Genomic DNA, 22,989 nt, shown 5'->3' on the forward strand with positions numbered 1-22,989 from the left:
AATGATTCTGATAATTTATGCGCATCCTTATCCGCAGCATTCGCATGCGAATAAGCGAATGCTTGAACAAGCAGGGACGCTTGAAGGCGTAGAGATACGCTCCCTCTATCAACTCTATCCCGACTTTAATATCGATGTCGCCGCCGAGCAGGCGGCGCTCGCCCGTGCCGATCTGGTTATCTGGCAGCACCCGATGCAGTGGTATAGCGTGCCGCCGCTGCTGAAGCTGTGGATGGACAAAGTGCTGTCGCACGGCTGGGCCTATGGCCATAACGGTATTGCGCTGCGCGGTAAATCGCTGATGTGGGCGGTGACCACCGGCGGCGGTGAAAGCCACTTTGATATCGGTTCGTTTCCCGGTTTCCCGGTGCTGGCGCAGCCGCTGCAGGCCACGGCGCTCTACTGCGGGATGAAATGGCTGCCGCCGTTCGCCATGCACTGCACCTTTATCTGCGATGACGAAACGCTGCAGGCGCAGGCCCGCCATTATCGTCAACGCTTAATCGACTGGCAGGAGGCACATCAAAATGGATAGCCATACGCTGATACAGGCGCTGATTTACCTGGGCGCCGCGGCGCTGATTGTGCCCATCGCCGTCCGCCTTGGGCTTGGGTCGGTGCTGGGCTATCTCATCGCCGGCTGTATTATTGGGCCGTGGGGGCTGCGGCTGGTGACCGACGCCGAGGCGATTCTGCACTTTGCCGAGATTGGCGTGGTGCTGATGCTGTTCGTCATTGGTCTGGAGCTGGATCCGCAGCGTCTGTGGAAGCTGCGCGCTTCGGTGTTTGGCGGCGGTGCGCTGCAGATGGTGGCCTGTGGGGTATTGATCGGCCTCTTCTGCATGCTGCTGGGGTTGCGTTGGCAGGTGGCCGAGCTGATCGGTATGACCCTGGCGCTCTCCTCAACCGCGATCGCCATGCAGGCGATGAATGAGCGCAATCTGACGGTATCGCAGATGGGGCGCAGCGCCTTCGCGGTGCTGCTGTTCCAGGATATCGCGGCGATCCCGCTGGTGGCGATGATCCCGCTGCTGGCGGCCAGCGGCGGCGCCACTTCGCTGATGGCTTTTGCCCTTTCCGCGCTGAAGGTGGCCGCAGCGCTGGCGCTGGTGGTGGTGCTGGGGCGCTATCTGACCCGTCCGCTGCTGCGCTTTGTCGCCCGTTCCGGTCTGCGCGAAGTATTCAGCGCCGTGGCCCTGTTCCTGGTCTTCGGCTTTGGGCTGTTGCTGGAGGAGGTGGGGCTGTCGATGGCGATGGGGGCGTTTCTCGCCGGGGTGTTGCTGGCCAGCTCCGAGTATCGCCATGCGCTGGAAAGCGATATTGAGCCGTTTAAAGGCCTGCTGCTGGGGCTGTTTTTTATCGGCGTCGGGATGTCGATTGATTTCGGCACCCTGGTCACCCATCCGCTGCGTATCGTGATTTTGCTGGTGGGTTTCCTGGCGATAAAAATGCTGATGCTGTGGCTTATCGCCAGGCCGCTTGGCGTGCCTCGCGCTCAGCGCCGCTGGTTTGCGGTGCTGCTGGGGCAGGGGAGTGAGTTCGCGTTTGTGGTCTTTGGCGCCGCGCGGATGGCGGAGGTGCTGGACGGCGAATGGGCAAAGGCGCTGACCCTGGCGGTGGCGCTGTCGATGGCGGCAACCCCCATTCTGCTGGTGCTGTTGACCCGTCTGGAGAAATCGTCCAGCGGCCAGGCGCGGGATGCGGACGAGATTGATGAAGAGCAGCCGCGGGTGATTGTCGCCGGCTTTGGCCGCTTCGGGCAGATCGCCGGGCGACTCCTGCTCTCCAGCGGGGTGAAGATGGTGATCCTCGATCACGACCCGGACCATGTCGATACCCTGCGCAAATTTGATATGAAGGTCTTCTACGGCGATGCCACCCGGGTCGATCTGCTGGAGTCGGCCGGCGCCGAAAAGGCGGAGGTACTGATCAATGCCATTGACGATCCGCATGTCAGCCTGGAGCTGGTGGCGAGGGTAAAAGAGCATTTTCCGCATCTGCAGATTATCTCCCGCGCCCGCGATGTCGATCACTATATCCAGCTGCGTCAGGCTGGCGTTGATGCCCCGGAGCGTGAAACCTTCGAGGCGGCACTGAAATCCGGCCGAATGACGCTGGAGGCGCTGGGGCTCGGCGCGTATGAAGCGCGCGAGCGGGCCGATCTGTTCCGTCGTTTCAACCTGCAGATGGTCGAAGAGATGGTGGCGATGGCGGAAAACGACGCGGCGTCGCGGGTGGCGGTCTTCAAGCGGACCAGCGATATGCTGACCGGCATCATCAACGAAGATCGTCATCATCTGTCGCTGGTGCAGCGGCACGGTTGGCAGGGGACGGAAGAGGGCAGGCACACCGGCGATATCGCCGATGAGCCGGAAAATAAGCCCTCCGCCTGACGCTAATCAGTAACATTCTGTTTTCGTTTGGATCCTGTTCTGGCGGCCCACGGTGTGAACGTGGGCTTGCCAGCAAATCAGAAAATTTTCTTATTCTTTACCCTCCGGCCAGTCGACGAAGTTGTACGCTTTCCGTATAGTGGCGACAATTTTTTGTACTCAGGAATGAATGAATGATCAGTCTGATTGCGGCGTTAGCGGTAGATCGCGTCATTGGTATGGAAAACGCCATGCCATGGAACCTGCCTGCCGATCTCGCCTGGTTCAAACGCAACACATTAAATAAGCCGGTAGTGATGGGGCGTCTGACCTGGGAATCCATTGGGCGCCCGTTGCCGGGGCGTAAAAATATCGTGATCAGCAGCAAGCCAGGCAGCGACGATCGCGTGCAGTGGGTCTCCTCCGTTGACGAAGCGATTGCCGCCTGCGGCGATGTGGAAGAGATCATGGTGATCGGCGGCGGTCGGGTGTATGAGCAGTTCCTGCCAAAGGCGCAGAAGCTCTATCTGACCCATATCGATGCGGAAGTGGAAGGCGATACCCATTTCCCGGATTACGATCCGGACCAGTGGGAATCGGTGTTCAGCGAGTTTCATGACGCCGACGCGCAGAACTCCCACAGCTACTGCTTTGAGATCCTCGAACGCCGTTAAGCGGGAAGGATAGCAATGAAAAACCCCGGTCGCGTCTGGCGTGACCGGGGTTTTCTTTGGCGTGAATTCAGCGCGGATGACGCTGCCACTACTTTTCTGCGCCATGTTACCCGTCGCGGGATGCGTCTTTCCAGAGTGCTGCCCGGCTGACAAATGGCACCTAAACGTAGGTCGGGTAAGGCGTTAGCCGCCACCCGACACAAAAGCGGCTCCGCGTCCGCAGTTCTTGCCCGGCAGCGCTGCGCTTGCGCGGGCCCGGGGGAGTGCGCCTGTTTCTTCAGGACGCGACGGCTTCGCCTTCGTCGAGGCTTTTCTGCCGGTTCGACGGCTGGGTAAAGTACTGCTTATCCTCCCAGCGCAGGCAGGTGAGTTCACCGCCCCAGCAGCAGCCGGTATCCAGCGCGTAAATGCCCTCCGGCGTACCGCGTCCCTCCAGCGACGCCCAGTGGCCAAAGGCAATGCTGTAGGCACTGCTGACCGGACCAGGAATGGCAAACCACGGCTTCAGCGGCGCCGGGGCGTCCTCGGGCGCTTCTTTCGAGTACATATCCAGCTGGCCGTTCGGGAAGCAGTAGCGCATGCGGGTAAAAGCGTTAGAGATAAAGCGCAGGCGCGCCAGGCCGCTCAGCTCGTTGCTCCAGTGATTCGGCATGTCGCCGTACATGGCATCGAGGAAGAAAGGGTAGGAGTCGCTGGAGAGCACCGCTTCAACATCGCGCGCGCACTGCTGGGCGGTCTCCAGATCCCACTGGGGGGTGATGCCGGCGTGGGCCATCACCAGCTTTTTCTCTTCGTCCACCTGGAGCAGCGGCTGACGACGCAGCCAGTTAAGCAGCTCATCGGCATCCGGCGCTTCCAGCAGTGATTTCAGACGATCCTTCGGCTTGTTGCGGCTGATGCCGGCGAAGACCGCCAGCAAGTGTAAATCGTGATTGCCCAGCACCAGTCGCACGCTGTCGCCCAGAGATTTGACATAGCGCAGAACCTCCAGCGACCCCGGGCCACGGGCTACCAGATCGCCGGTCAGCCACAGCGTATCGCTCCGCGGGTCGAATTCAACCTGCGCTAATAATGCGATCAGTTCATCGTAGCAACCGTGAACGTCGCCAATAAGGTATGTTGACATTGTTTTAATGAATGAGCGTTGGAACTGCGAGACGGAAAACAGGGATCTCGATACGGAACGGCGCGCCGTCGATATCGATCATCTCATAATGACCCTGCATGGTTCCCAGCGGCGTTTCAATGACCGCGCCGCTGGTATATTGATATTCACCGCCGGCGGGAATATGCGGTTGCTCGCCGACCACCCCTTCACCTTGAACTTCAGTCTCACGACCGTGGCCGTTAGTGATGAGCCAGTAGCGGCCAAGCAGCTGAACCTGACTCCGCCCCAGATTGCGAATGGTGACGGTATAAGCGAAGACGTAGCGCTCTTCTTCCGGAGAAGATTGCGATTCGATATAGACGCTTTGCACCTGGACGCAAACACGAGGCGAATTAATCATGGTTAGCTCTCCTTCGATGGCAGATTGTCAGACAGCCAGTTGGCCATCTGGCAGTACTGCGCCACGGAAATATTTTCTGCACGCATGGCCGGGTCGATGCCCAGCTCGGTCAGCACTTCCACACTGAACAGATTGCCGAGACTGTTGCGGATGGTCTTGCGGCGCTGGTTGAACGCTTCGGTGGTGATGCGGCTCAGCACCCGGATCTCTTTGACCGGATACGGCATCGTGCTGTGCGGCACCAGACGGACCACCGCGGAATCGACCTTAGGCGGCGGGGTGAACGCGCTCGGCGGCACTTCGAGTACCGGGATCACCTGGCAATAATATTGCGCCATCACGCTTAACCGACCATACGCCTTACTGTTCGGTCCGGCAACCAGACGATTCACCACTTCCTTCTGCAGCATAAAGTGCATATCGGCAATGGCATCAGTATAGCTGAACAGATGGAACATCAGCGGGGTCGAAATATTGTACGGCAGATTGCCGAAGACGCGCAGCGGCTGACCCATTTTCTCCGCCAGTTCGCCGAAGTTCATGGTCATCGCATCCTGCTGATAGATGGTCAGCTTCGGCCCGAGGAACGGATGCGTCTGCAGGCGTGCCGCCAGATCGCGGTCCAGCTCAATGACGGTCAACTGGTCAAGGCGTTCGCCGACCGGCTCGGTCAGCGCGGCGAGACCGGGGCCGATTTCAACCATCGCCTGGCCTTTCTGCGGATTAATCGCCGAGACGATGCTGTCGATCACAAACTGATCGTTAAGGAAGTTCTGCCCGAAGCGTTTACGGGCTAAATGGCCCTGATGGACTCGATTATTCATTGGATATTAACAATCATTTTGATGGCGAGATTAAGCGCCGTGATAAAACTGCCGACGTCCGCTGTTCCCTGGCCCGCTAATTCCAGTGCGGTGCCGTGGTCGACGGAGGTACGAATAAAAGGTAAACCGAGCGTAATGTTCACGCCGCGGCCAAAGCCCTGGTATTTTAGCACGGGCAGGCCCTGATCGTGGTACATCGCGAGTACTGCATCGGCATGGTCAAGGTATTTGGGCTGGAAAAGGGTGTCAGCTGGCAGCGGACCGCTGAGGTTCATCCCCTTCGCGCGCATCTCTTCCAGCACCGGAATGATGGTGTCTATCTCTTCCGTTCCCATATGACCGCCTTCGCCAGCATGCGGGTTAAGCCCGCAAACCAGCACGTGCGGCTGGGCAATACCAAATTTCGTGCGCAGGTCGTGATCGAGAATCGTGATGATCTCGCGCAGCAGGTCGGGCGTTATCGCCTCGCTGATGGCTTTCAACGGCAGATGGGTCGTCACCAGCGCCACCCGCAGCTCCTCGGTCGCCAGCATCATCACCACTTTGCTGGCCTGCGCGCGCTCTTCGAAGAACTCGGTATGACCGGTGAAGGCGATGCCGGCGTCGTTGATGTTGCCTTTGTGCACCGGGCCGGTCACTAACGCCGCGAATTCGCCGCTCAGGCAGCCGTCGCAGGCGCGCGCCAGCGTCTCGACCACGTAGGCGCCGTTCTGTACGTTCAGCACGCCGGGCTCCGCCGGGACGCTCAGCGGGACGTTAAGCAGCGTCAACGTACCGGCACGCTGCGGAACGGGCGGTTGCGCAGGATCGTATGGCAGGAGAGATAAAGGAAGACCGAGCCTTTGGGCTCGGTCAGTTAACTGGGCGCCGTCGGCGCAGATCACCAGCTCAACTGGCCAGTCGCGCTGGGCAAGCTGCACGACCAGGTCAGGGCCAATCCCGGCTGGTTCGCCGGGAGTGATAACAACTTTATGGGTTTCAGGCATCGATATTAGTTGCTCAGAATTTTAACATACGCACTGGCGCGCTGTTCCTGCATCCAGGTTGCCGCTTCTTCAGAGAATTTGCGGTTCATCAGCATACGGTAAGCACGATCTTTCTGCGCGGCGTCGGTTCTGTCGACCTGACGGCTATCCAGCAGTTCGATCAGGTGCCAGCCGAAGGAGGAGTGTACCGGTCCGCTGGTCTGCCCTTTGTTCAGACGCATCAGCGCATCGCGGAACGCCGGGTCGAAGATATCCGGCGTGGCCCAGCCTAAATCACCGCCCTGGTTCGCCGAGCCCGGATCTTCAGAATACGCTTTTGCCGCTTTAGCGAAGGTGGTTTTCCCGCTCTTAATGTCGGCGGCAATTTGCTCCAGCTTAGCCTGAGCCTGCGCATCGTTCATGATTGGCGATGGCTTCAACAGAATATGACGGGCATGTACTTCAGTGACGGAGATGTTCTGGGTCCCGCCGCGCAGATCGTTCACTTTCAGAATGTGGAAGCCGACGCCGGAACGGATCGGACCGACGATATCCCCTTTCTTCGCGGTGCTTAACGCCTGGGCGAAAATGCCCGGCAGCTCCTGGATACGACCCCAGCCCATCTGGCCGCCCTTCAGCGCCTGCTGGTCGGCGGAGTAGGTGATCGCCAGTTTACCGAAGTTGGCGCCGTTGCGCGCTTGCTCAACGATAGCATTCGCTTGCTCCTGGGCCGCGGCGACTTGATCGGAGGTCGGGTTCTCCGGCAGCGGGATCAGGATGTGGCTCAGGTTGAGCTCGGTGCTGGCGTCGTTCTGGTCGCCGATCTGTTTGGCCAGCGCTTCCACTTCCTGCGGCAGCACGGTGATGCGACGACGCACTTCATTGTTACGCACTTCCGAAATCAGCATCTCTTTACGGATCTGGTTACGGTAGGTGTTGTAGTTGATGCCTTCATAGGCCAGACGGCTGCGCATCTGATCCATGGTCATGTTGTTTTGTTTAGCGATGTTGGCGATGGCCTGATCGAGCTGGTCGTCAGAGACCTTCACGCCCATCTTCTGCCCCATCTGTAACACGATCTGGTCCATGATCAGTCTTTCGAGGATCTGATGGCGCAGGGTCGCGTCATCCGGCAGCTGTTGGCCAGCCTGACCAGCATTGAGCTTAACCGATTGCATCAAACCATCGACGTCGCTTTCCAGCACGACGCCATTATTGACGACGGCCGCTACTTTATCGACCACCTGGGGGGCAGCGAAACTGGTATTCGCGATCATGGCGATACCGAGAAGCAGCGTTTTCCAGTTCTTCATACTTTTTCCATTTCGATTAACCGCAAATGCGGATGATGTTGTAAACCAGCCGCATCACAGGGAGCTCTGGTACGGTAAAATGTTCGAACGCAGCATCTGCTGGGTGCCGAGGCCGTAGTTAGAGCTCAGACCGCGCAATTCGATATTGATTCCGAAGGTGTTGTCGTATTTGCTCTCGCCGCCGTTGTTGTTGCTATCCCAGCCGTTGACTTTACGTTCGTAGCCAAGACGGATGGCGTAGCAGCAGGAGTTATACTGGACACCCAACATCTGGTTTGCTGCTTTTCGGGTATTGGTATCGTAGTAGTAGGCACCGACCACGGACCAGCGATCGACGATCGGCCAGCTGGCGGTCATCCCCACCTGCGAGATACCCTCTTTATATTGCGCCGCGGTGGAATATGACGGCAGTGTGGCCTGAATATATTCCGGGCTGGCGTAACGATAGTTAAGCTGGACTAAGCGGTTTTCATCGCGACGGTATTCAATGGTGCCGTTACCGGTTGCGACGTTATCCAGACGCGTATCGTACTGGATCCCGCCGCGCAGACCCCAGTTATCGGCAATGCGCCAGTAGGTGTCGCCGGCCCATACCAGTGAACCCGTGGTGTCGTTGTTCTCCCAGTTGATGTTGTCATCACCGGTGCGTGACTCGGTGAAATAGTAGATTTGACCAACGGAAATGTTAAAACGTTCCACCGCGGCGGCGTCGTACACGCGCGAGGTGATACCGGTAGTGACCTGATTGGCCGACGCGATGCGGTCGAGACCGCTATAGGTACGGTCGCGGAACAGGCCGGAGTAGTCTGACTGCAACAGCGTGGAGTCGTAGCTGCCGATTTCACTCTGATCGCGGTACGGCACATACAGATACTGCATGCGTGGTTCCAGCGTTTGGGTGAATCCCTCCTGCAGGTCGCGCTCGAAGACCATTTTGCCGTCGACTTTAAACTGCGGCATCACGCGGCTAACGGACTCTTTGTAGTCCGTGCCGTTGGCGGCGTTGTACTTATCGAGGTTGCTCTGCTGGTAGTGGGTCGCCAGCAGCTTGGCTTCGGTATTCAGACTGCCCCAGCCGTTCGACAGCGGCAGGTTGATCGTCGGTTCGAAGTGAACGCGGGTCGCTTCCGGCATGTTGTTATTCGAGTTAACAAAATGGGCGACCTGGCCGTACAGATGGGTATCGAACGGACCGACATCGTTCTGGTAGTAGTTGATGTCGAGCTGCGGCTCAGCCGAGTAGGAATTGCTCGACTCCCGATCGAAGACCTGGAACTGCTTGGTTGAGACCGTGGCGTCAAAGTTCTGATTGACATACCCGGCGCTGAATTTCTGCGTCGCATAGCCGTCGGTACTGGAACCATACTTCGAGCTGAAATCGTTGAAGTAGTCAGGATCGCTGACCTTGGTGTAGTCAGCGTTCAGACGCCACACTTGATCGATAACCCCGGAGTGGTTCCAGTAGAACAGCCAGCGGCGGCTGTTGCTGTCGCTGGAGTGGTCATCTTCGTAGACTTTATCCGACGGCAGGTAGTCGAACTCCGTTAAGCCGCTGCCGAGCTGGGTCAGGTAGCGGAATTCGTTTTCCCACATCACGCCGCCGCGCTTGTTCATATAGTGCGGGGTGATGGTGGCATCGAAGTTTGGCGCGATGTTCCAGTAGTACGGCAGGGAGAACTCCACGCCGTTTTTGGTGCTGTATTTCGCGTTCGGGATCAGGAAGCCTGAACGACGCTTATCGCCCACCGGCAGCTGCAGGTAGGGGCTGTAGAAAATCGGCACGGAGCCAAGCTTGAAGCGGGCGTTCCAGATCTCGGCGACCTGCTCTTCGCGATCGTGGATAACTTCGCTGCCCACGACGCTCCAGGTGTCGGAGCCCGGCAGACAGGAGGTAAAGCTGCCGTTTTCCAGAATGGTATAGCGGTTTTCACCGCGCTGTTTCATCAGGTCAGCAGTACCGCGTCCCTGGCGTCCGACCATTTGATAATCGCCCTGCCAGACGTTGGTATCTTTGGTATTCAGATTCGACCAGGCTTTTGGTCCTTTGAGGATCACCTGGTTATCGTCGTAATGCACGTTGCCCAGCGCGTCCACCGTGCGCACCGGCTGCGCCTGGCCCGCGGCCTGCTGCTGATGCAGCTGAACTTCGTCGGCGCGGAGGCGGCTATTCCCCTGGTTGATATCGACGTTGCCGGTAAAGACGGCGTTGTCCGGGTAATTGCCCTTCGCATGATCGGCGTTAATCGTCACCGGCAGATCGCCAGGCCGCCCTTCCACGAGCGGACGATCAAAGCTTGGCACGCCAAGCATACATTGCGTTGCGAGATCGGCAGCGAGGCCTTGTTGGCTATACAAGGCGCTGGCAATCATCGTAGCCAGGAGGCTGGGAATACGTTTTTTCATACGTTGTATTTATTGTTCCATCATCTTGTGGCAGCGGCTTGCAAACGGTCAGAGCCTAACTTACTCAACTTTATCACGCTAGTGTTAATCCTGCCCGTTTCGAGCCCGAGCGTTAGGCACCCTGTTGAATGACGAGTATGATAAAGCAAATTATAGGCTATGTCCCACAATTGACCGAGGCGCGAGTGCCGGGTAACGTGCGGTCATATTCGTGCTTAACGGCGACAAACAGTTGGGGAGTCTATGCAGTATTTGGGTAAAGTGATTGGCGTGGCAGTAGCTTTGCTGATGGGCGGTGGGTTCTGGGGCGTGGTGCTCGGCTTCCTGGTCGGCCATATGTTTGACCGGGCGCGCAGCCGCCGGTTGAATCTCTTCGCCAATCAACAGGAGCGTCAGTCGCTCTTCTTTTCCACCACCTTTGAAGTGATGGGGCATCTGACCAAATCCAAGGGTCGCGTTACCGAGGCGGATATTCACGTCGCCAATGTGCTGATGGATCGCATGAATCTGCACGGCGCTTCGCGTACCGCGGCGCAGCAGGCGTTTCGCGACGGCAAAGCCGACAATTATCCGCTGCGCGAGAAGATGCGCCAGCTGCGCAGCGTCTGCTTTGGCCGCTTCGATCTGATTCGGATGTTTCTGGAAATTCAGCTGCAGGCGGCGTTCGCTGACGGCGAACTGCACCCTAACGAACGTGAAGTGCTGTTCGTCATCGCCGATGAGCTTGGCATCTCTCGCGCCCAGTTCGATCAATTCCTGCGAATGATGCAGGGCGGCGCCCAGTTTGGCGGCGGTTCGCAGCAGCAATCTTATGGTCAGCACGGCGGCAACGCCGGCTGGCAGCAGGCGCAGCGCGGGCCAACGCTGGAGGACGCCTGCAACGTGCTGGGGGTGAAACCGACTGACGACGCGGCGACGGTGAAGCGCGCCTATCGTAAGCTGATGAACGAGCACCATCCGGACAAGCTGGTGGCGAAAGGGCTGCCGCCGGAGATGATGGAGATGGCCAAACAGAAAGCCCAGGAGATCCAGAAGGCCTGGGAGCTGATCAAAGAACAGCGCGGCTTCTGAGTTTTTCAGCCCCTCGCCCGGCGAGAGGGGTTAGCGTTTGGCCTGTGCGCGGCGATACAGCCGCCGCGGATGGCCGATTTTTCCATACAGCATCTCCACCTCCAGAAACCCGGTCTCAACGCCGTGTTCAAGATAGCGGCGGGCGGTGGTTTTGCTGAGTCCGGCGGCGCTGACCACCTCATCAACGGAAAAGCAGTGCGCTTCCCGGCCGCTAAACAGACCCTGCACCAGCGCCAGCGTCTTCTCTTCAATCCCCTTGCTGCCACTATCTACGCGATAGTTCTTCGCCTGCAGTTGATAGAGGGAATCGACGTTCTGCTGATCGACGATTTTCCACTCCCGCTGCTGATCGTAGAACTGGATAAAACGCTCCAGCGACTGACTCAGCCGCTTCCATGATACCGGCTTAAGAATATAGTCGAAGGCGCCGTTGCGGATAGCCTGGCTGCAGGTTTCCATATCGCTGGCGGCGGTGATAAAGATCACCGAGCATTGGCTGGTCGCCAGCGCCGGATCGGTCATCAGCGTCACCCCTTTGCCGTCCGGCAAATAGTTATCCAGCAGTACCAGCTGCGGCGGGGTGGCGTGGAGCAACTGGCGGGCCTGGGCGAGGGAGGCCGCCATGCCCGCCAGCCGCAGACGCGGGTGTTTCTGCACAAGCTCGGCGTGCAGGCGCGCCAGCTCGCTCTCATCTTCAATGATTAGCACATCGACCAGGTCATGATGCATCGTGGGCCTCCGGGTGCGGACGGGCAGGTGCGTCGGCCGGGATAAACAGGGTGAAGATCGTTCCCCGCGGCGCATTATCGGCGACTTCGATGGTGCCGCCCGCCTGAGTGACATAATGTTCAATAAGATACAGACCAATGCCGTGATCGCCACGGGTTTTGGTGGTGACGCCGCGTTCAAAAATGCGCTCGCGGATATCGGGGCGGATGCCGACGCCGCGGTCGGCTACTTCGATAATCAGCTCCCGGGCGTTGAGCTGGATCAGGACTTCCACCGGCTCATGCGGAAGCTCGGCGCGCTGCGTGGCTTCGATGGCGTTATCCAGCAGGTTGCCGATGATGGAGATCAGCTCGGATTCCATCAGCGACGGCAGGGGACGGTCGATGCGGCAGGCCGGGTCGAAGCTCAGCGCCACGCCTTTTTCGCGGGCGCGGGTGGCTTTGCCGAGCAGCAGACCGCACAGCGTCGGCGAGTGGAAGTGCGAGGAGATAAAGTCCAATAGCTCCTGAGCATGTTCCGACTGGGCCTGAATATAGCGGATCGCTTCGTCATAATGGCCCATATGCAGCAGGCCGGAGAGGGTAGTCATCCGGTTGAGCTGCTCGTGGCGCATGATGCGCAGATTGTCGACATAGCGCTTCACCTGGCTCAGCTGGGCGGTGAGGGCATTGATTTCATTGCGGTCACGGAATGTGATCACCCAGCCCTGCAGGGTATTCTCCAGCATAATGCGTACCCGACTGGCGAGCACGGTCAACTGGTTGAAGCGGCACAGCTCATCGTGGGTGTCGCGCTCAAGCATGTCGCCGCTGGCGAAAAAGGGCTGCGGGGAAATCACGCTGTCAATCGACTGACCGCGCAGCTGACTGGCGGGCTGGCTGAGTCCCAGCAGGCTGCGGGCGGCATGGTTTATCACCTCAATGCGCCGCTGGCGATCGATGACGATCACCCCCTCAAAGATCGACTCCATCATCGCTTTTTGCTGTCGCACCAGCAGGCCTATCTCCCGCGGCTCGAGCGAAAAAATCTGCTTTTTGATGCTGCGGGTAAAGTACCAGGAGAAGATAAACAGGGCGATGAGCAGCAGAACGGCGGCGATAAAAATATTGATCACTTTGGTCAGGGTAATGCTGTCGAGATAGCTGGTGAGGTAGCCGACGGAGACAATGCCGATCACCCGCCCCTCGTCATCGACGATCGGCGTTTTGCTGCGCAGCGAGACCCCAAGTCCGCCTTTGCGAATGGTGGTAATGGATTTTCCCTCCAGTACCGCCTGGTTGTCGCCGCCAACCAGCCGCGTGCCGACCCACTCCGGATGGACCGAATGAAACAGATGCACCCCCTGGCGGTCGCCGATGACGATAAAGCTGGCGTCACTATGGGCGGCGATTTGCTGCATAAACGCCTGAATCGCCTGTGGGTCATGCCGGCTGACCTGCTGACGTAAATTTGGCATCAGGGCTATCTCTTCGGCCTGAATTTTGGCCCGGGCGCTCATTTCCTGATAAAGCTGGCGGCTGGCATCAAAGTAATAATAAATACCCAGTGCGATAAAGAGGACTGAGAAAAAAGCGACCAGCGAAATAAACAGCTTATATTGAAAAGATAATTTCATAGGTCCCAGACGACGTATTCACCATACCGGCACTCTATCATTTTTCTGTCACGTGACGTAAATGTTAAAGGAAAGTTGTGATCAGTGGCGCAGGCGCGGGCTGCCGCCAGCGGTTGCGGTGGATATAAGGCGTGATGGGAAATAAAAACCATAAAAACCATAAAAACCACGATAATAAATCAGAGATATATCACCCCTGCGCGGATCCGCGAATAGAAACCATAAAAACCATAGTGACCATTAAAACTTCTTTTTTAATTCGGGGAGCTTCACATTAACGACGCCGCTGTCCCTTTACGCTGAAAATGAATAATAACGACAGGGCTGAATTTATGAGCACGACAGACAATGCATTCTCTGCAACCCTTGAACCGATCAATACGCCGAAAACCACGCTCCGGCAGCGCTGGTGGCACATCATGGATAACTGGAAGGTAGGGATCGTCCCGCTGCCGCTGTTTTTGCTGGCCGGGGGGCTGATTGCCCTCGACTGCCTTGGCGGTAAACTGCCGAGCGATATCGTGGTGATGGTGGCCACTCTGGCTTTCTTTGGTTTCGCCTGCGGCGAGTTTGGTAAACGCCTGCCGGTGCTGGGGAAACTCGGCGCGGCGGCGATCTGCGCCACTTTTATTCCTTCCGCGCTGGTCCATTACGGCCTGCTGCCAGACGTGGTCGTGGAATCCACCACCAAATTCTATAAATCCACCAACATCCTCTATCTCTATATCTGCTGCATTATCGTCGGCAGCATCATGAGTATGAACCGCACCACCCTGATTCAGGGCTTCCTGAAGATCTTCTTCCCAATGCTGTGCGGCGAGGTGGTCGGCATGCTGGTGGGCATCGGCGTTGGCACGCTGCTGGGCATGGAGCCGTTTCAGGTGTTCTTCTTTATCGTGCTGCCGATCATGGCCGGCGGCGTGGGGGAAGGGGCGATCCCGCTGTCGATGGGCTATGCCGCGCTGATGCATATGGAGCAGGGGGTGGCCCTGGGCCGGGTGTTGCCGATGGTGATGCTCGGCAGCCTGACGGCGATCGTCATCTCCGGCTGCCTCAACCAGCTCGGCAAGCGCCTCCCGCATCTGACCGGCGAAGGGCAACTGATGCCGAACCGCAGCCATGAAACCCACAGCCTCGGCGAGAGTGAAGGCATGAGCGGTAAAACCGACGTCGGGACGCTGGCCTCCGGCGCGCTGCTGGCGGTTCTGCTGTATATGATGGGAATGCTCGGCCACAAACTGATTGGTCTGCCGGCGCCGGTGGGCATGCTGTTTCTCGCGGTGCTGTTAAAGCTGGCTAATGTGGTGTCTCCGCGCCTGCAGGAGGGATCGCAGATGGTGTATAAATTCTTCCGCACCGCGGTCACCTACCCGATCCTCTTTGCCGTCGGTGTGGCGATCACCCCGTGGCAGGAGCTGGTGAACGCCTTCACTTTCACTAACCTGCTGGTGATCGTCAGCACCGTCTCCGCGCTGGTGGCGACCGGTTTCCTGGTCGGTAAAAAGATAGGGATGCACCCGATCGATGTGGCGATTGTCTCCTGTTGCCAGAGCGGGCAGGGCGGCACCGGCGATGTGGCGATCCTGACCGCTGGTAACCGCATGAGCCTGATGCCGTTCGCGCAGATCGCTACCCGGATTGGCGGGGCGATAAATGTCTCTCTGGGGTTGCTGTTCCTCAGCCACTATCTGGCGTGATATAACGCTACGCTCAGCGATAAAACTGCTATTTTCCGCTACAGAACGCCGAAAATATCTGCGTTCTGTATCCTAAATGCTCCGCATTTAGCGTTACAATCAGCGCGCGATCGGCTATCGCAACCATCATTATGACAGTCCAGGCGCTGTCGCATTTATCATATGTAGGAGAGGAATTAATGTCAGTGGATACTCCCGCCCAGGCGGGCGTCAGCATCGACGCATTGCTGGCGGCGAAAGAGCAGCGTGCAGCCCGCCAGGCCGACTGGTTGGCCCATTATCAGCAGCCTGTTATTTCCCTGACCCTGGTGACCCCCGGGGCGGTGAAGGACAGCATTCGCTATCGCAACATGATGGGCGTAGCCCTCCAGGCCTGCGATCAGCTGCTTTGGAAGCACCGCTGGCAAACGCTGGATCGTCAGGTGCTGTGGCTGCCGACCGGGCCTGAAGCGCTGTGGTGCGTGGCGCATCCGGCCAGCGAAATCAAAGCGATGTGCAGTACGCTGGAGCAGAGCCATCCGCTGGGACGCTTGTGGGATATCGATGTGATCTGTCCGCAGAGCGGGCAGGTGGGACGCCAGTCGCTGGGCGAGTCGCAGCGCCGCTGCCTGCTGTGCGATGAGCCGGCGCACGCCTGCGCGCGTAGCCGTCGTCACGATACCGATCTCGTCGTTGCCCGCGTTGAGCAGATGATTGACGCGTGGTTTGCCCGCGATTAACGGGTTAGCATTCCCCGGCGGCAGAGCGCTGCCGGGGAGGTCCTAAAAGTCGAGCGGCGCGCGGAAGGTCATCGCGTTGCCGTAGGCGGGGTGGGTGATGGTGAGCGTCTCGGCGTGAAGCAGCAGGCGCGGGGCCATCGCCAGCGCCTCCGGCGTGGCGTAAAAGCGGTCGCCAAGGATCGGATGTCCCAGCGCCAGCATATGCACGCGCAGCTGGTGTGACCGTCCGGTAATTGGCTTCAGGCGCACGCGGGCGGTATTATCTTCCGCGTACTCCAGCACCTCATACTCGGTCTGCGCCGCTTTGCCGGTTTCATAACACACCTTCTGCTTTGGCCGGTTCGGCCAGTCGCAAATCAGCGGTAAATCCACCAGGCCCTCCGCCGGCTGCGGATGGCCCCAGACGCGGGCGATGTACTGCTTCTTCGGCTCGCGCTCGCGGAACTGGCGCTTCAGTTCGCGCTCCGCCGCCTTATTCAGCGCCACCACAATCACGCCGCTGGTGGCCATATCAAGGCGATGCACCGATTCGGCCTGCGGGAAGTCGCGCTGAATGCGCGTCATCACGCTGTCTTTATGCTCATCAAGACGACCCGGCACGGACAACAAGCCGCTCGGCTTGTTGACCACCATGATGTGCTCATCCTGATACAGGATCACCAGCCAGGGATCCTGCGGCGGATTGTAGTTTTCCATCGCCATTTCGCGTTCCGTTACTGGTGAGTGACGACGATCAGACGCAGCGCGTCCAGACGCCATCCGGCCTGTCCCAGCGCCTCCAGCACCTGCTGGCGGTTGCTTTCAATCGCCGCCAGTTCGTCGTCACGGATGTTCGGGTTGACCGCCTTCAGCGCTTCCAGACGGGAGAGCTCCGCCGTCAGCTTATCGTCGGCTTCACTACGCGCCGCGTCGATCAGCCCCTGCGCCGCCTTGGCGATCTGCGCTTCGCCCTGCTGCAGAATGGCATGAACGTCCTGCTGCACCGCGTTGACCAGCTTGCTGCCGGTGTGGCGATTGACCGCGCTCAGCTGGCGGTTGAAGCTTTCAAACTCCACCTGGCCGGCGAGGTTGTTGCCGTTTTTATCCAGCAGCATGCGAACCGGGGTCGCCGGCAGGAAGCGGTTGAGCTGCAGCTGCTTCGGCGCCTGCGCTTCGACCACGTAGATCAGCTCCAGCAGCAGAGTGCCGACCGGCAGCGCCTTGTTCTTCAGCAGGGAAATAGTACTGCTGCCGGTATCGCCGGAGAGGATCAGGTCGAGGCCGTTGCGGATCAGCGGGTGTTCCCAGGTGATGAACTGCGCGTCTTCACGGGACAGCGCCACGTCACGCTCGAAGGTGATGGTGCAACCGTCCTCCGGCAGGCCCGGGAAATCCGGCACCAGCATATGGTCGGAAGGGGTGAGGACGATCAGGTTTTCCCCGCGGTCGTCCTGGTTGATGCCGACGATATCGAACAGGTTCATCGAGAAGGCGATCAGGCTGGTGTCGTCATCCTGCTCTTCGATGCTCTCCGCCAGGGCCTGGGCTTTCTCGCCGCCGTTGGAGTGGATCTCCAGCAGACGGTCGCGGCCCTGCTCCAGCTGCGCCTTCAGGGCATCATGCTGTTGGCGGCAGGATTTGATCAGATCGTCAAAGCCGTCGGTGGATTCCGGCGCCGCAAGGTAGTTGATCAGCTCGTCATGGACGCTGTCGTAGACGGTCCGTCCGGTCGGGCAGGTATGTTCAAAGGCGTCGAGGCCTTCGTGATACCAGCGCACCAGCACCGACTGCGCGGTCTTTTCCAGGTACGGGACGTGGATCTGGATATCGTGCGCCTGGCCGATACGGTCGAGACGGCCGATACGCTGCTCCAGCAGATCCGGGTTAAACGGCAGATCGAACATCACCAGGTTGCTGGCAAACTGGAAGTTGCGTCCTTCGGAGCCGATCTCGGAGCACAGCAGCACCTGGGCGCCGGTGTCTTCTTCAGCAAACCACGCCGCGGCGCGGTCGCGTTCTATAATCGACATCCCTTCATGGAACACGGCGGCGCGGATACCTTCGCGCTCGCGCAGCACCTGCTCCAGCTGGAGCGCGGTGGCGGCTTTGGCACAAATCACCAGTACCTTCTGCGAGCGATGGCTGGTCAGGTAGCCCATCAGCCACTCGACGCGCGGGTCAAAGTTCCACCAGGTGCCGGTATCGCCTTCAAATTCCTGATAGATCTGCTCCGGGTAGAGCATGTCGCGCGCGCGCTCTTCCGCGGTTTTGCGGGCGCCCATGATGCCGGATACTTTGATGGCGGTCTGGTACTGGGTCGGCAGCGGCAGGCGAATGGTGTGCAGCTCGCGTTTCGGGAAACCTTTGACGCCGTTACGGGTGTTACGGAACAGCACGCGGCTGGTGCCGTGGCGGTCCATCAGCATCGAGACCAGCTCCTGGCGCGCGGCCTGAGCGTCTTCGCGATCGCTGTTGGCGGCCTGCAGCAGCGGCTCGATATCCTGCTCGCCGATTAGATCGCCGAGGGTATTGAGTTCGCTATCGCTTAGCTTGTTGCCCGCCAGCAGCAGAGCGACAGCGTCGGCCACCGGACGGTAGTTCTGCTGTTCTTCGACAAACTGCGCGAAATCGTGGAAGCGGTTCGGATCCAGCAGGCGCAGGCGCGCAAAGTGGCTCTCCATCCCCAGCTGTTCCGGCGTCGCGGTCAGCAGCAGAATGCCCGGCACGCGCTCGGCCAGCTGTTCAATGGCTTGATATTCGCGGCTCGGCGCCTCTTCGCTCCACACCAGGTGGTGCGCTTCATCGACCACCATCAGGTCCCACTCGGCGTCGCACAGGTGCTCCAGGCGCTGCTTGCTGCGGCGCACGAAGTCTAAAGAGCAGATCACCAGCTGTTCGGTTTCGAACGGGTTGTAGGCGTCATGCTGCGCTTCGGCGTAGCGCTCGTCATCAAACAGCGAGAAGCGCAGGTTGAAGCGGCGCAGCATCTCCACCAGCCACTGGTGCTGAAGGGTTTCCGGGACCACGATCAGTACGCGCTCGGCGGCGCCGGAGAGCAGCTGCTGGTGCAGGATCATCCCGGCTTCGATGGTTTTACCTAAGCCCACTTCATCGGCCAGCAGGACGCGTGGCGCGTGACGACGGCCCACGTCGTGGGCGATGTTCAGCTGATGCGGGATCAGGCTGGTGCGCTGGCCGCGCAGGCCGCTCCACGGCATGCGGTACTGCTCGCTCTGGAACTTGCGCGCGCGGTAGCGCAGGGCAAAGCGGTCCATGCGGTCGATTTGGCCGGCGAACAGACGGTCCTGCGGCTTGCTGAACACCAGTTTGCTGTCGAGCAGCACTTCACGCAGGGTGACGTTCGCTTCCTGGGTATCGAGGCGGGTGCCAGTGTAGGACAGCAGCCCGTTCTCTTCATGCACTTTGTCAACGTGGAGCTGCCAGCCTTCGTGGCTGGTAATGGTGTCGCCCGGGTTAAACATCACGCGAGTGATCGGGGAATCGTTGCGTGAGTACAGACGGTTTTCGCCGATGGCGGGGAAAAGGAGAGTGACCATGCGCGCATCCAGCGCTACCACCGTCCCTAATCCTAGTTCGCTCTCTGTGTCGCTAATCCAGCGTTGACCAAGTGTAAAAGGCATATATGTTCGGCTCTTTAGTTCTTTAATTGCAGGCAATAGTTGATCATCTCCATGGACAACCGGAGATGCGTCAAAATTGGGGCCAGGAATGGAAAGGGCGCTATATTACTGGATGGCAGAACGTTCGTCACGTCCTCCTCACGGTTCATTTTCAGGCTTCTGCGCCCGCGGAATGGGTGAGAAAAAATCAAAATAGCCCCAGCTGTCCTGTCACTATTGTAGCAAAGTCGTCGTTGACGAAGGGCAGGATCCCTTCCGCTACCGGCTGCAGCTGCTTTGACAAATAGTGGTCGTAATCGAGTGGCGACTGCTGATAATCCACCGGTTCCGGACCGCCGGTGGTCCATACGTATTTGATGGTGCCGCGTTGCTGATACTGCTGCGCCCGACCCCGCTTCAGGTTGTGCTCATCGGCAAGCCTCGCGGCGCGCACATGCGGCGGCACGTTGCGCTGATACTCCGCCAGCGGCCGACGCAGGCGTTTGCGATAAACCAGCTGCTCATCGAGCTCGCCGTTCATCAGCCTGGCGATAGTCTCCCGCACATAATCCTGATAGGGCTGGTTGCGGAAGATGCGCAGGTACAGCTCCTGCTGAAACTGCTGGGCCAGCGGCGTCCAGTCGGTGCGCACTGTTTCCAGACCCTTGAAAACCATGCGCTGGCCGTCGCCCTCCTGAATCATTCCGGCGTAACGCTTCTTGCTGCCGGTATCGGCGCCGCGGATCGTCGGCATCAAAAAGCGGCAGAAGTGGGTTTCGTATTCCAGCTCCAGGGCGCTGGTTAGCTGGCTTTTGCCAAGCTCCTGCGCCCACCAGGCGTTGACGTCGTTCACCAGCGTCCGGCCGATCTCCGCCGCCTGCGCTTCGCTGTGCGGGCGCTTAAGCCAGACGAAGGTGGAGTCGGTATCGCCGTAGATGACGTCATAACCATTGGCTTCAATTAACGCTTTAGTCTGACGCATGATCGCGTGGCCGCGCATGGTGATCGACGAGGCGAGACGTGGGTCGAAGAAGCGGCAGGCGCTGGTGCCCAGCACGCCGTAAAAAGCGTTCATGATGATCTTCAGCGCCTGGGAGAGCGGCTTATTGTGCTGGCGCTTGGCTTCATCGCGGCCGTGCCAGATCTGGCTGACAATCCCCGGCAGGCAGTGCTTGTCTCGCGAGAAGCGGGCGCCGAGGAAGCCCTCAATGCTGTGCTGGTCATCGGGCTGCGCCAGGCCCTCCACCAGGCCGACCGGATCGATTAAAAAGGTGCGAATGATCGACGGATACAGGCTCTTGTAGTCCAGCACCAGCACCGAGTCATACAGGCCGGGGCGGGAGTCCATCACATAGCCGCCGGGGCTCGCCTGGGGCGGCACGTCGCCGAGGTTCGGTGCCACGTAGCCCAGGCGGTGCATGCGCGGAAAATAGAGGTGGCTGAAGGCGGCGACCGAGCCGCCGTGGCGATCGGCGGGCAGGCCGTTGACCGTCGCCCGCTCGAGTAGAAACGGCATGATCTCCGTTTTGTGGAAGATCCGCGTCACCAGCTCGCAGTCCTGTAGGTTATAGATGGCCAGCGCCGGTTTATCTTCATGGAAGCGGCGATCGATCTCGTCCATCCGATCCCATGGGTTGTCGATGGCTTTGCCTTCGCCCAGCAGCTCGCGGGCCACTGCCTCCAGCGAAAAGGAGGAGAAATTCCAGAACGCCGATTTCAGCGCGTCGATGCCGTCAATAATCAGCCGGCCGTGGGCCTGGGCGAAGAAGACGCCGTTCTTAAAACCGTGCTCGCGCCACTCCAGCTCGCTGTTGCCGCGGCCGAGCCTTAGCGGGATGCGGTAGCGTTCGGCATGCTTTTGCAGGACGCGCAGATCGAACTGCACCACGTTCCAGCCGATCAGCACGTCGGGGTCGTGATCGGCAAACCAGGCGTTGAGCTTTTCCAGCAGCAGGGGGCGACTGACGACGTAGACCAGATCGAAATCGACGTCTGGCGGCGTTTCCGGTTCGGGGCCCAGCATGTAGACCACCCGCTGACCGCAACCTTGCAGGCCGATGCAGTACAGCTCGCCGTGGCGGCTGGTTTCGATATCCAGCGACACCCATTTCAGCGGCGGGCGATAGTCAGGATTGGGTTTCATGCGCGCGTTAACCAGCTGTGGGCCGCGCGTTTCGCCTTCCACCCACACCGGGGCGGTAATAAAGCGCTCCATCAGGTAGCGCTCCGGCGGACGGATATCGCCCTCATAGAGGGTGACGCCGCTGTCGCGGAGCATCTTCTCCAGACGCATCAGTTGACGATGGGCGCGGCAGTAGAGGCCGACAACCGGCTGGCGGTGGAAATCTTTCAGGGCCAGCGGGGCGAAGCGGAAGCCTTTCTCACCCTGCAGCAGTCGCTCAGCCTGCGCCCGCTGCGCTTCGGGGATAAAAGCGACGGACTCCTGCGGCGGCAGCGTGACCTGCAGCGGGCCGTCGTCGGTGGCCAGCCAGAAGGAAAGCTCGGTGCCTTGCGGAGTGTCCCGCCAGTGACGGGTGAGTAGAAAACCTGCTCGTGGCTGGGTCACGGGTGCTCTCGATGATAAAAAAACCAGACCTGATTATAGCCTGGTTTCTCACTGGGTGCTGGGATTTTATACAGGTATTCGGCGCTGGGGTGGCCCCGGATTTCGGCTTGCGCCTTATCCGGTCTGCCAGACGGTGCAGAGCCGTAGCCCTGCTAAACGCAGCGCGAGCAGGGTGATTATTGGCCGTAGTAGGCTTTGGCCCCATGCTTACGCAGATAGTGTTTATCCAGCAGCGTCTGCTGCATATCCGGCAGCTGCGGCGCCAGCTGGCGGCAGAAGATGCCCATATAGGCGATCTCTTCCAGCACGATGGCGTTATGCACCGCGTCTTCGGCGTTTTTACCCCACGCGAACGGGCCGTGGGAATGAACCAGCACGCCGGGCATCTGCGCCGGGTCGATCTCGCGCTGGCGGAAGGTTTCGACAATCACCTTGCCGGTTTCCCATTCGTATTCGCCGTTGATCTCCGCATCGGTCATCAGCCGGGTGCAGGGCACCGGACCGTAGAAATAGTCGGCGTGGGTGGTGCCGGTCGCCGGAATAGCTTGCCCGGCCTGCGCCCAGATGGTGGCGTGGCGCGAATGGGTATGCACAATGCCGCCCAGCGTCGGGAAGGCCTGATACAGCAGGCGATGGGTCGGGGTATCCGACGAGGGTTTCTTCTTACCCTCCACCACTTCGCCGCTCTCCAGACTGACCACCACCATATCGTCGGCGGTCATCACGCGGTAATCCACGCCGGAGGGTTTGATAACCAGAACGCCCTGGTCGCGGTCGACGGCGCTGACGTTGCCCCAGGTTAAGGTCACCAGATTATGCTGCGGCAGCGCTAAGTTGGCTTCCAGCACCTGGCGTTTAAGATCTTCTAACATAGTGTGCTCCGAATAGCAGGCGAGTCGGGTATCCCTCACCCCGACCCTCTCCTGGCGGGAGA

18 protein-coding genes are annotated in these 22,989 nt (G+C 59.4%); 6 read left to right on the forward strand and 12 right to left on the reverse strand.

Annotated elements, in window-relative coordinates; all coding sequences use genetic code 11:
- Position 1: 1 nt before the first annotated feature.
- The 3 genes from kefF (at position 2) to folA (ending at position 3,046) form a co-directional block, all read left to right on the forward strand.
- Complete coding sequence (kefF, locus tag CE636_RS18970; protein WP_004204269.1) at positions 2–535, forward strand: glutathione-regulated potassium-efflux system oxidoreductase KefF; 534 nt, start codon at positions 2–4, stop codon at positions 533–535.
- Positions 528–2,393: a glutathione-regulated potassium-efflux system protein KefC gene (gene kefC / locus CE636_RS18975; protein ID WP_004204270.1), complete on the forward strand. Its 1,866-nt coding sequence runs from the start codon at positions 528–530 to the stop codon at positions 2,391–2,393. Before kefF ends, kefC begins: the two co-directional genes overlap by 8 nt.
- A gap of 173 nt (positions 2,394–2,566) precedes the next feature.
- Positions 2,567–3,046, forward strand: coding sequence for a type 3 dihydrofolate reductase (folA, locus tag CE636_RS18985; protein WP_004204271.1), 480 nt, complete (start codon positions 2,567–2,569; stop codon positions 3,044–3,046).
- Between the two features lie 277 nt (positions 3,047–3,323).
- Here the strand turns inward: folA and apaH are convergent, their stop codons facing one another.
- Genes apaH through lptD form a run of 6 tightly spaced genes read right to left on the reverse strand, consistent with a single transcriptional unit; the run spans position 3,324 to position 10,059 of the window.
- Positions 3,324–4,172, reverse strand: coding sequence for a bis(5'-nucleosyl)-tetraphosphatase (symmetrical) ApaH (gene apaH / locus CE636_RS18990; protein ID WP_004204272.1), 849 nt, complete (start codon positions 4,170–4,172; stop codon positions 3,324–3,326).
- A 4-nt stretch (positions 4,173–4,176) separates the two neighbouring features.
- The gene (gene apaG, locus CE636_RS18995) at positions 4,177–4,554 is read right to left on the reverse strand and encodes a Co2+/Mg2+ efflux protein ApaG (protein WP_004204274.1); all 378 of its coding nucleotides are present in this window, start codon (positions 4,552–4,554) and stop codon (positions 4,177–4,179) included.
- Positions 4,555–4,556: 2 nt separating this feature from the next.
- Positions 4,557–5,378, reverse strand: coding sequence for a 16S rRNA (adenine(1518)-N(6)/adenine(1519)-N(6))-dimethyltransferase RsmA (gene rsmA / locus CE636_RS19000; RefSeq protein WP_004204275.1), 822 nt, complete (start codon positions 5,376–5,378; stop codon positions 4,557–4,559).
- Positions 5,375–6,364 carry a 4-hydroxythreonine-4-phosphate dehydrogenase PdxA gene (pdxA, locus tag CE636_RS19005; protein WP_017901207.1) on the reverse strand — a complete coding sequence of 330 codons (990 nt, stop codon included), beginning with the start codon at positions 6,362–6,364 and terminating at the stop codon, positions 5,375–5,377. Before pdxA ends, rsmA begins: the two co-directional genes overlap by 4 nt.
- Positions 6,365–6,369: 5 nt before the next feature.
- A complete protein-coding gene (surA, locus tag CE636_RS19010; protein WP_004204278.1) occupies positions 6,370–7,656 on the reverse strand; it encodes a peptidylprolyl isomerase SurA in 1,287 nt (428 codons plus the stop codon).
- A gap of 54 nt (positions 7,657–7,710) precedes the next feature.
- Entirely contained in the window at positions 7,711–10,059 is a 2,349-nt protein-coding gene (lptD, locus tag CE636_RS19015) for an LPS assembly protein LptD (protein WP_004204279.1), read from the reverse strand.
- A 243-nt stretch (positions 10,060–10,302) separates the two neighbouring features.
- Between lptD and djlA the strand changes: the two genes are divergently transcribed.
- Entirely contained in the window at positions 10,303–11,130 is an 828-nt protein-coding gene (gene djlA, locus CE636_RS19020) for a co-chaperone DjlA (protein ID WP_008807470.1), read from the forward strand.
- A 30-nt stretch (positions 11,131–11,160) separates the two neighbouring features.
- Here djlA and CE636_RS19025 read toward each other — a convergent pair whose 3' ends face one another.
- Together CE636_RS19025 and CE636_RS19030 are read right to left on the reverse strand one after the other, a co-directional pair.
- Positions 11,161–11,859 (reverse strand): response regulator, encoded by a 699-nt coding sequence (locus CE636_RS19025; protein ID WP_004204282.1) that lies wholly within the window; start codon positions 11,857–11,859, stop codon positions 11,161–11,163.
- Entirely contained in the window at positions 11,849–13,474 is a 1,626-nt protein-coding gene (locus tag CE636_RS19030) for an ATP-binding protein (protein ID WP_017901206.1), read from the reverse strand. Before CE636_RS19030 ends, CE636_RS19025 begins: the two co-directional genes overlap by 11 nt.
- Positions 13,475–13,806: 332 nt before the next feature.
- Here CE636_RS19030 and CE636_RS19035 point away from each other — a divergent pair, with 332 nt between their 5' ends.
- Together CE636_RS19035 and citX are read left to right on the forward strand one after the other, a co-directional pair.
- Positions 13,807–15,171, forward strand: a complete 1,365-nt coding sequence (locus tag CE636_RS19035) for a 2-hydroxycarboxylate transporter family protein (RefSeq protein ID WP_017901205.1) — start codon at positions 13,807–13,809, stop codon at positions 15,169–15,171.
- 179 nt (positions 15,172–15,350) lie between these two features.
- Positions 15,351–15,890: a citrate lyase holo-[acyl-carrier protein] synthase gene (gene citX, locus CE636_RS19045; RefSeq protein WP_004204286.1), complete on the forward strand. Its 540-nt coding sequence runs from the start codon at positions 15,351–15,353 to the stop codon at positions 15,888–15,890.
- Between the two features lie 42 nt (positions 15,891–15,932).
- Here the strand turns inward: citX and rluA are convergent, their stop codons facing one another.
- The 4 genes from rluA to araD form a co-directional block, all read right to left on the reverse strand.
- A complete protein-coding gene (rluA, locus tag CE636_RS19050; protein ID WP_004204288.1) occupies positions 15,933–16,592 on the reverse strand; it encodes a bifunctional tRNA pseudouridine(32) synthase/23S rRNA pseudouridine(746) synthase RluA in 660 nt (219 codons plus the stop codon).
- Positions 16,593–16,603: 11 nt separating this feature from the next.
- Positions 16,604–19,510, reverse strand: a complete 2,907-nt coding sequence (gene rapA / locus CE636_RS19055) for an RNA polymerase-associated protein RapA (RefSeq protein WP_017901204.1) — start codon at positions 19,508–19,510, stop codon at positions 16,604–16,606.
- Positions 19,511–19,697: 187 nt separating this feature from the next.
- Positions 19,698–22,055, reverse strand: a complete 2,358-nt coding sequence (polB, locus tag CE636_RS19060) for a DNA polymerase II (protein WP_017901202.1) — start codon at positions 22,053–22,055, stop codon at positions 19,698–19,700.
- Positions 22,056–22,231: 176 nt separating this feature from the next.
- Positions 22,232–22,927, reverse strand: coding sequence for an L-ribulose-5-phosphate 4-epimerase (araD, locus tag CE636_RS19065; RefSeq protein WP_017901201.1), 696 nt, complete (start codon positions 22,925–22,927; stop codon positions 22,232–22,234).
- Positions 22,928–22,989: the final 62 nt, after the last annotated feature.

Source organism: Klebsiella sp. LY, from assembly GCF_004010915.1.
GTDB classification, from domain to species: Bacteria; Pseudomonadota; Gammaproteobacteria; order Enterobacterales; family Enterobacteriaceae; genus Klebsiella; species Klebsiella quasipneumoniae.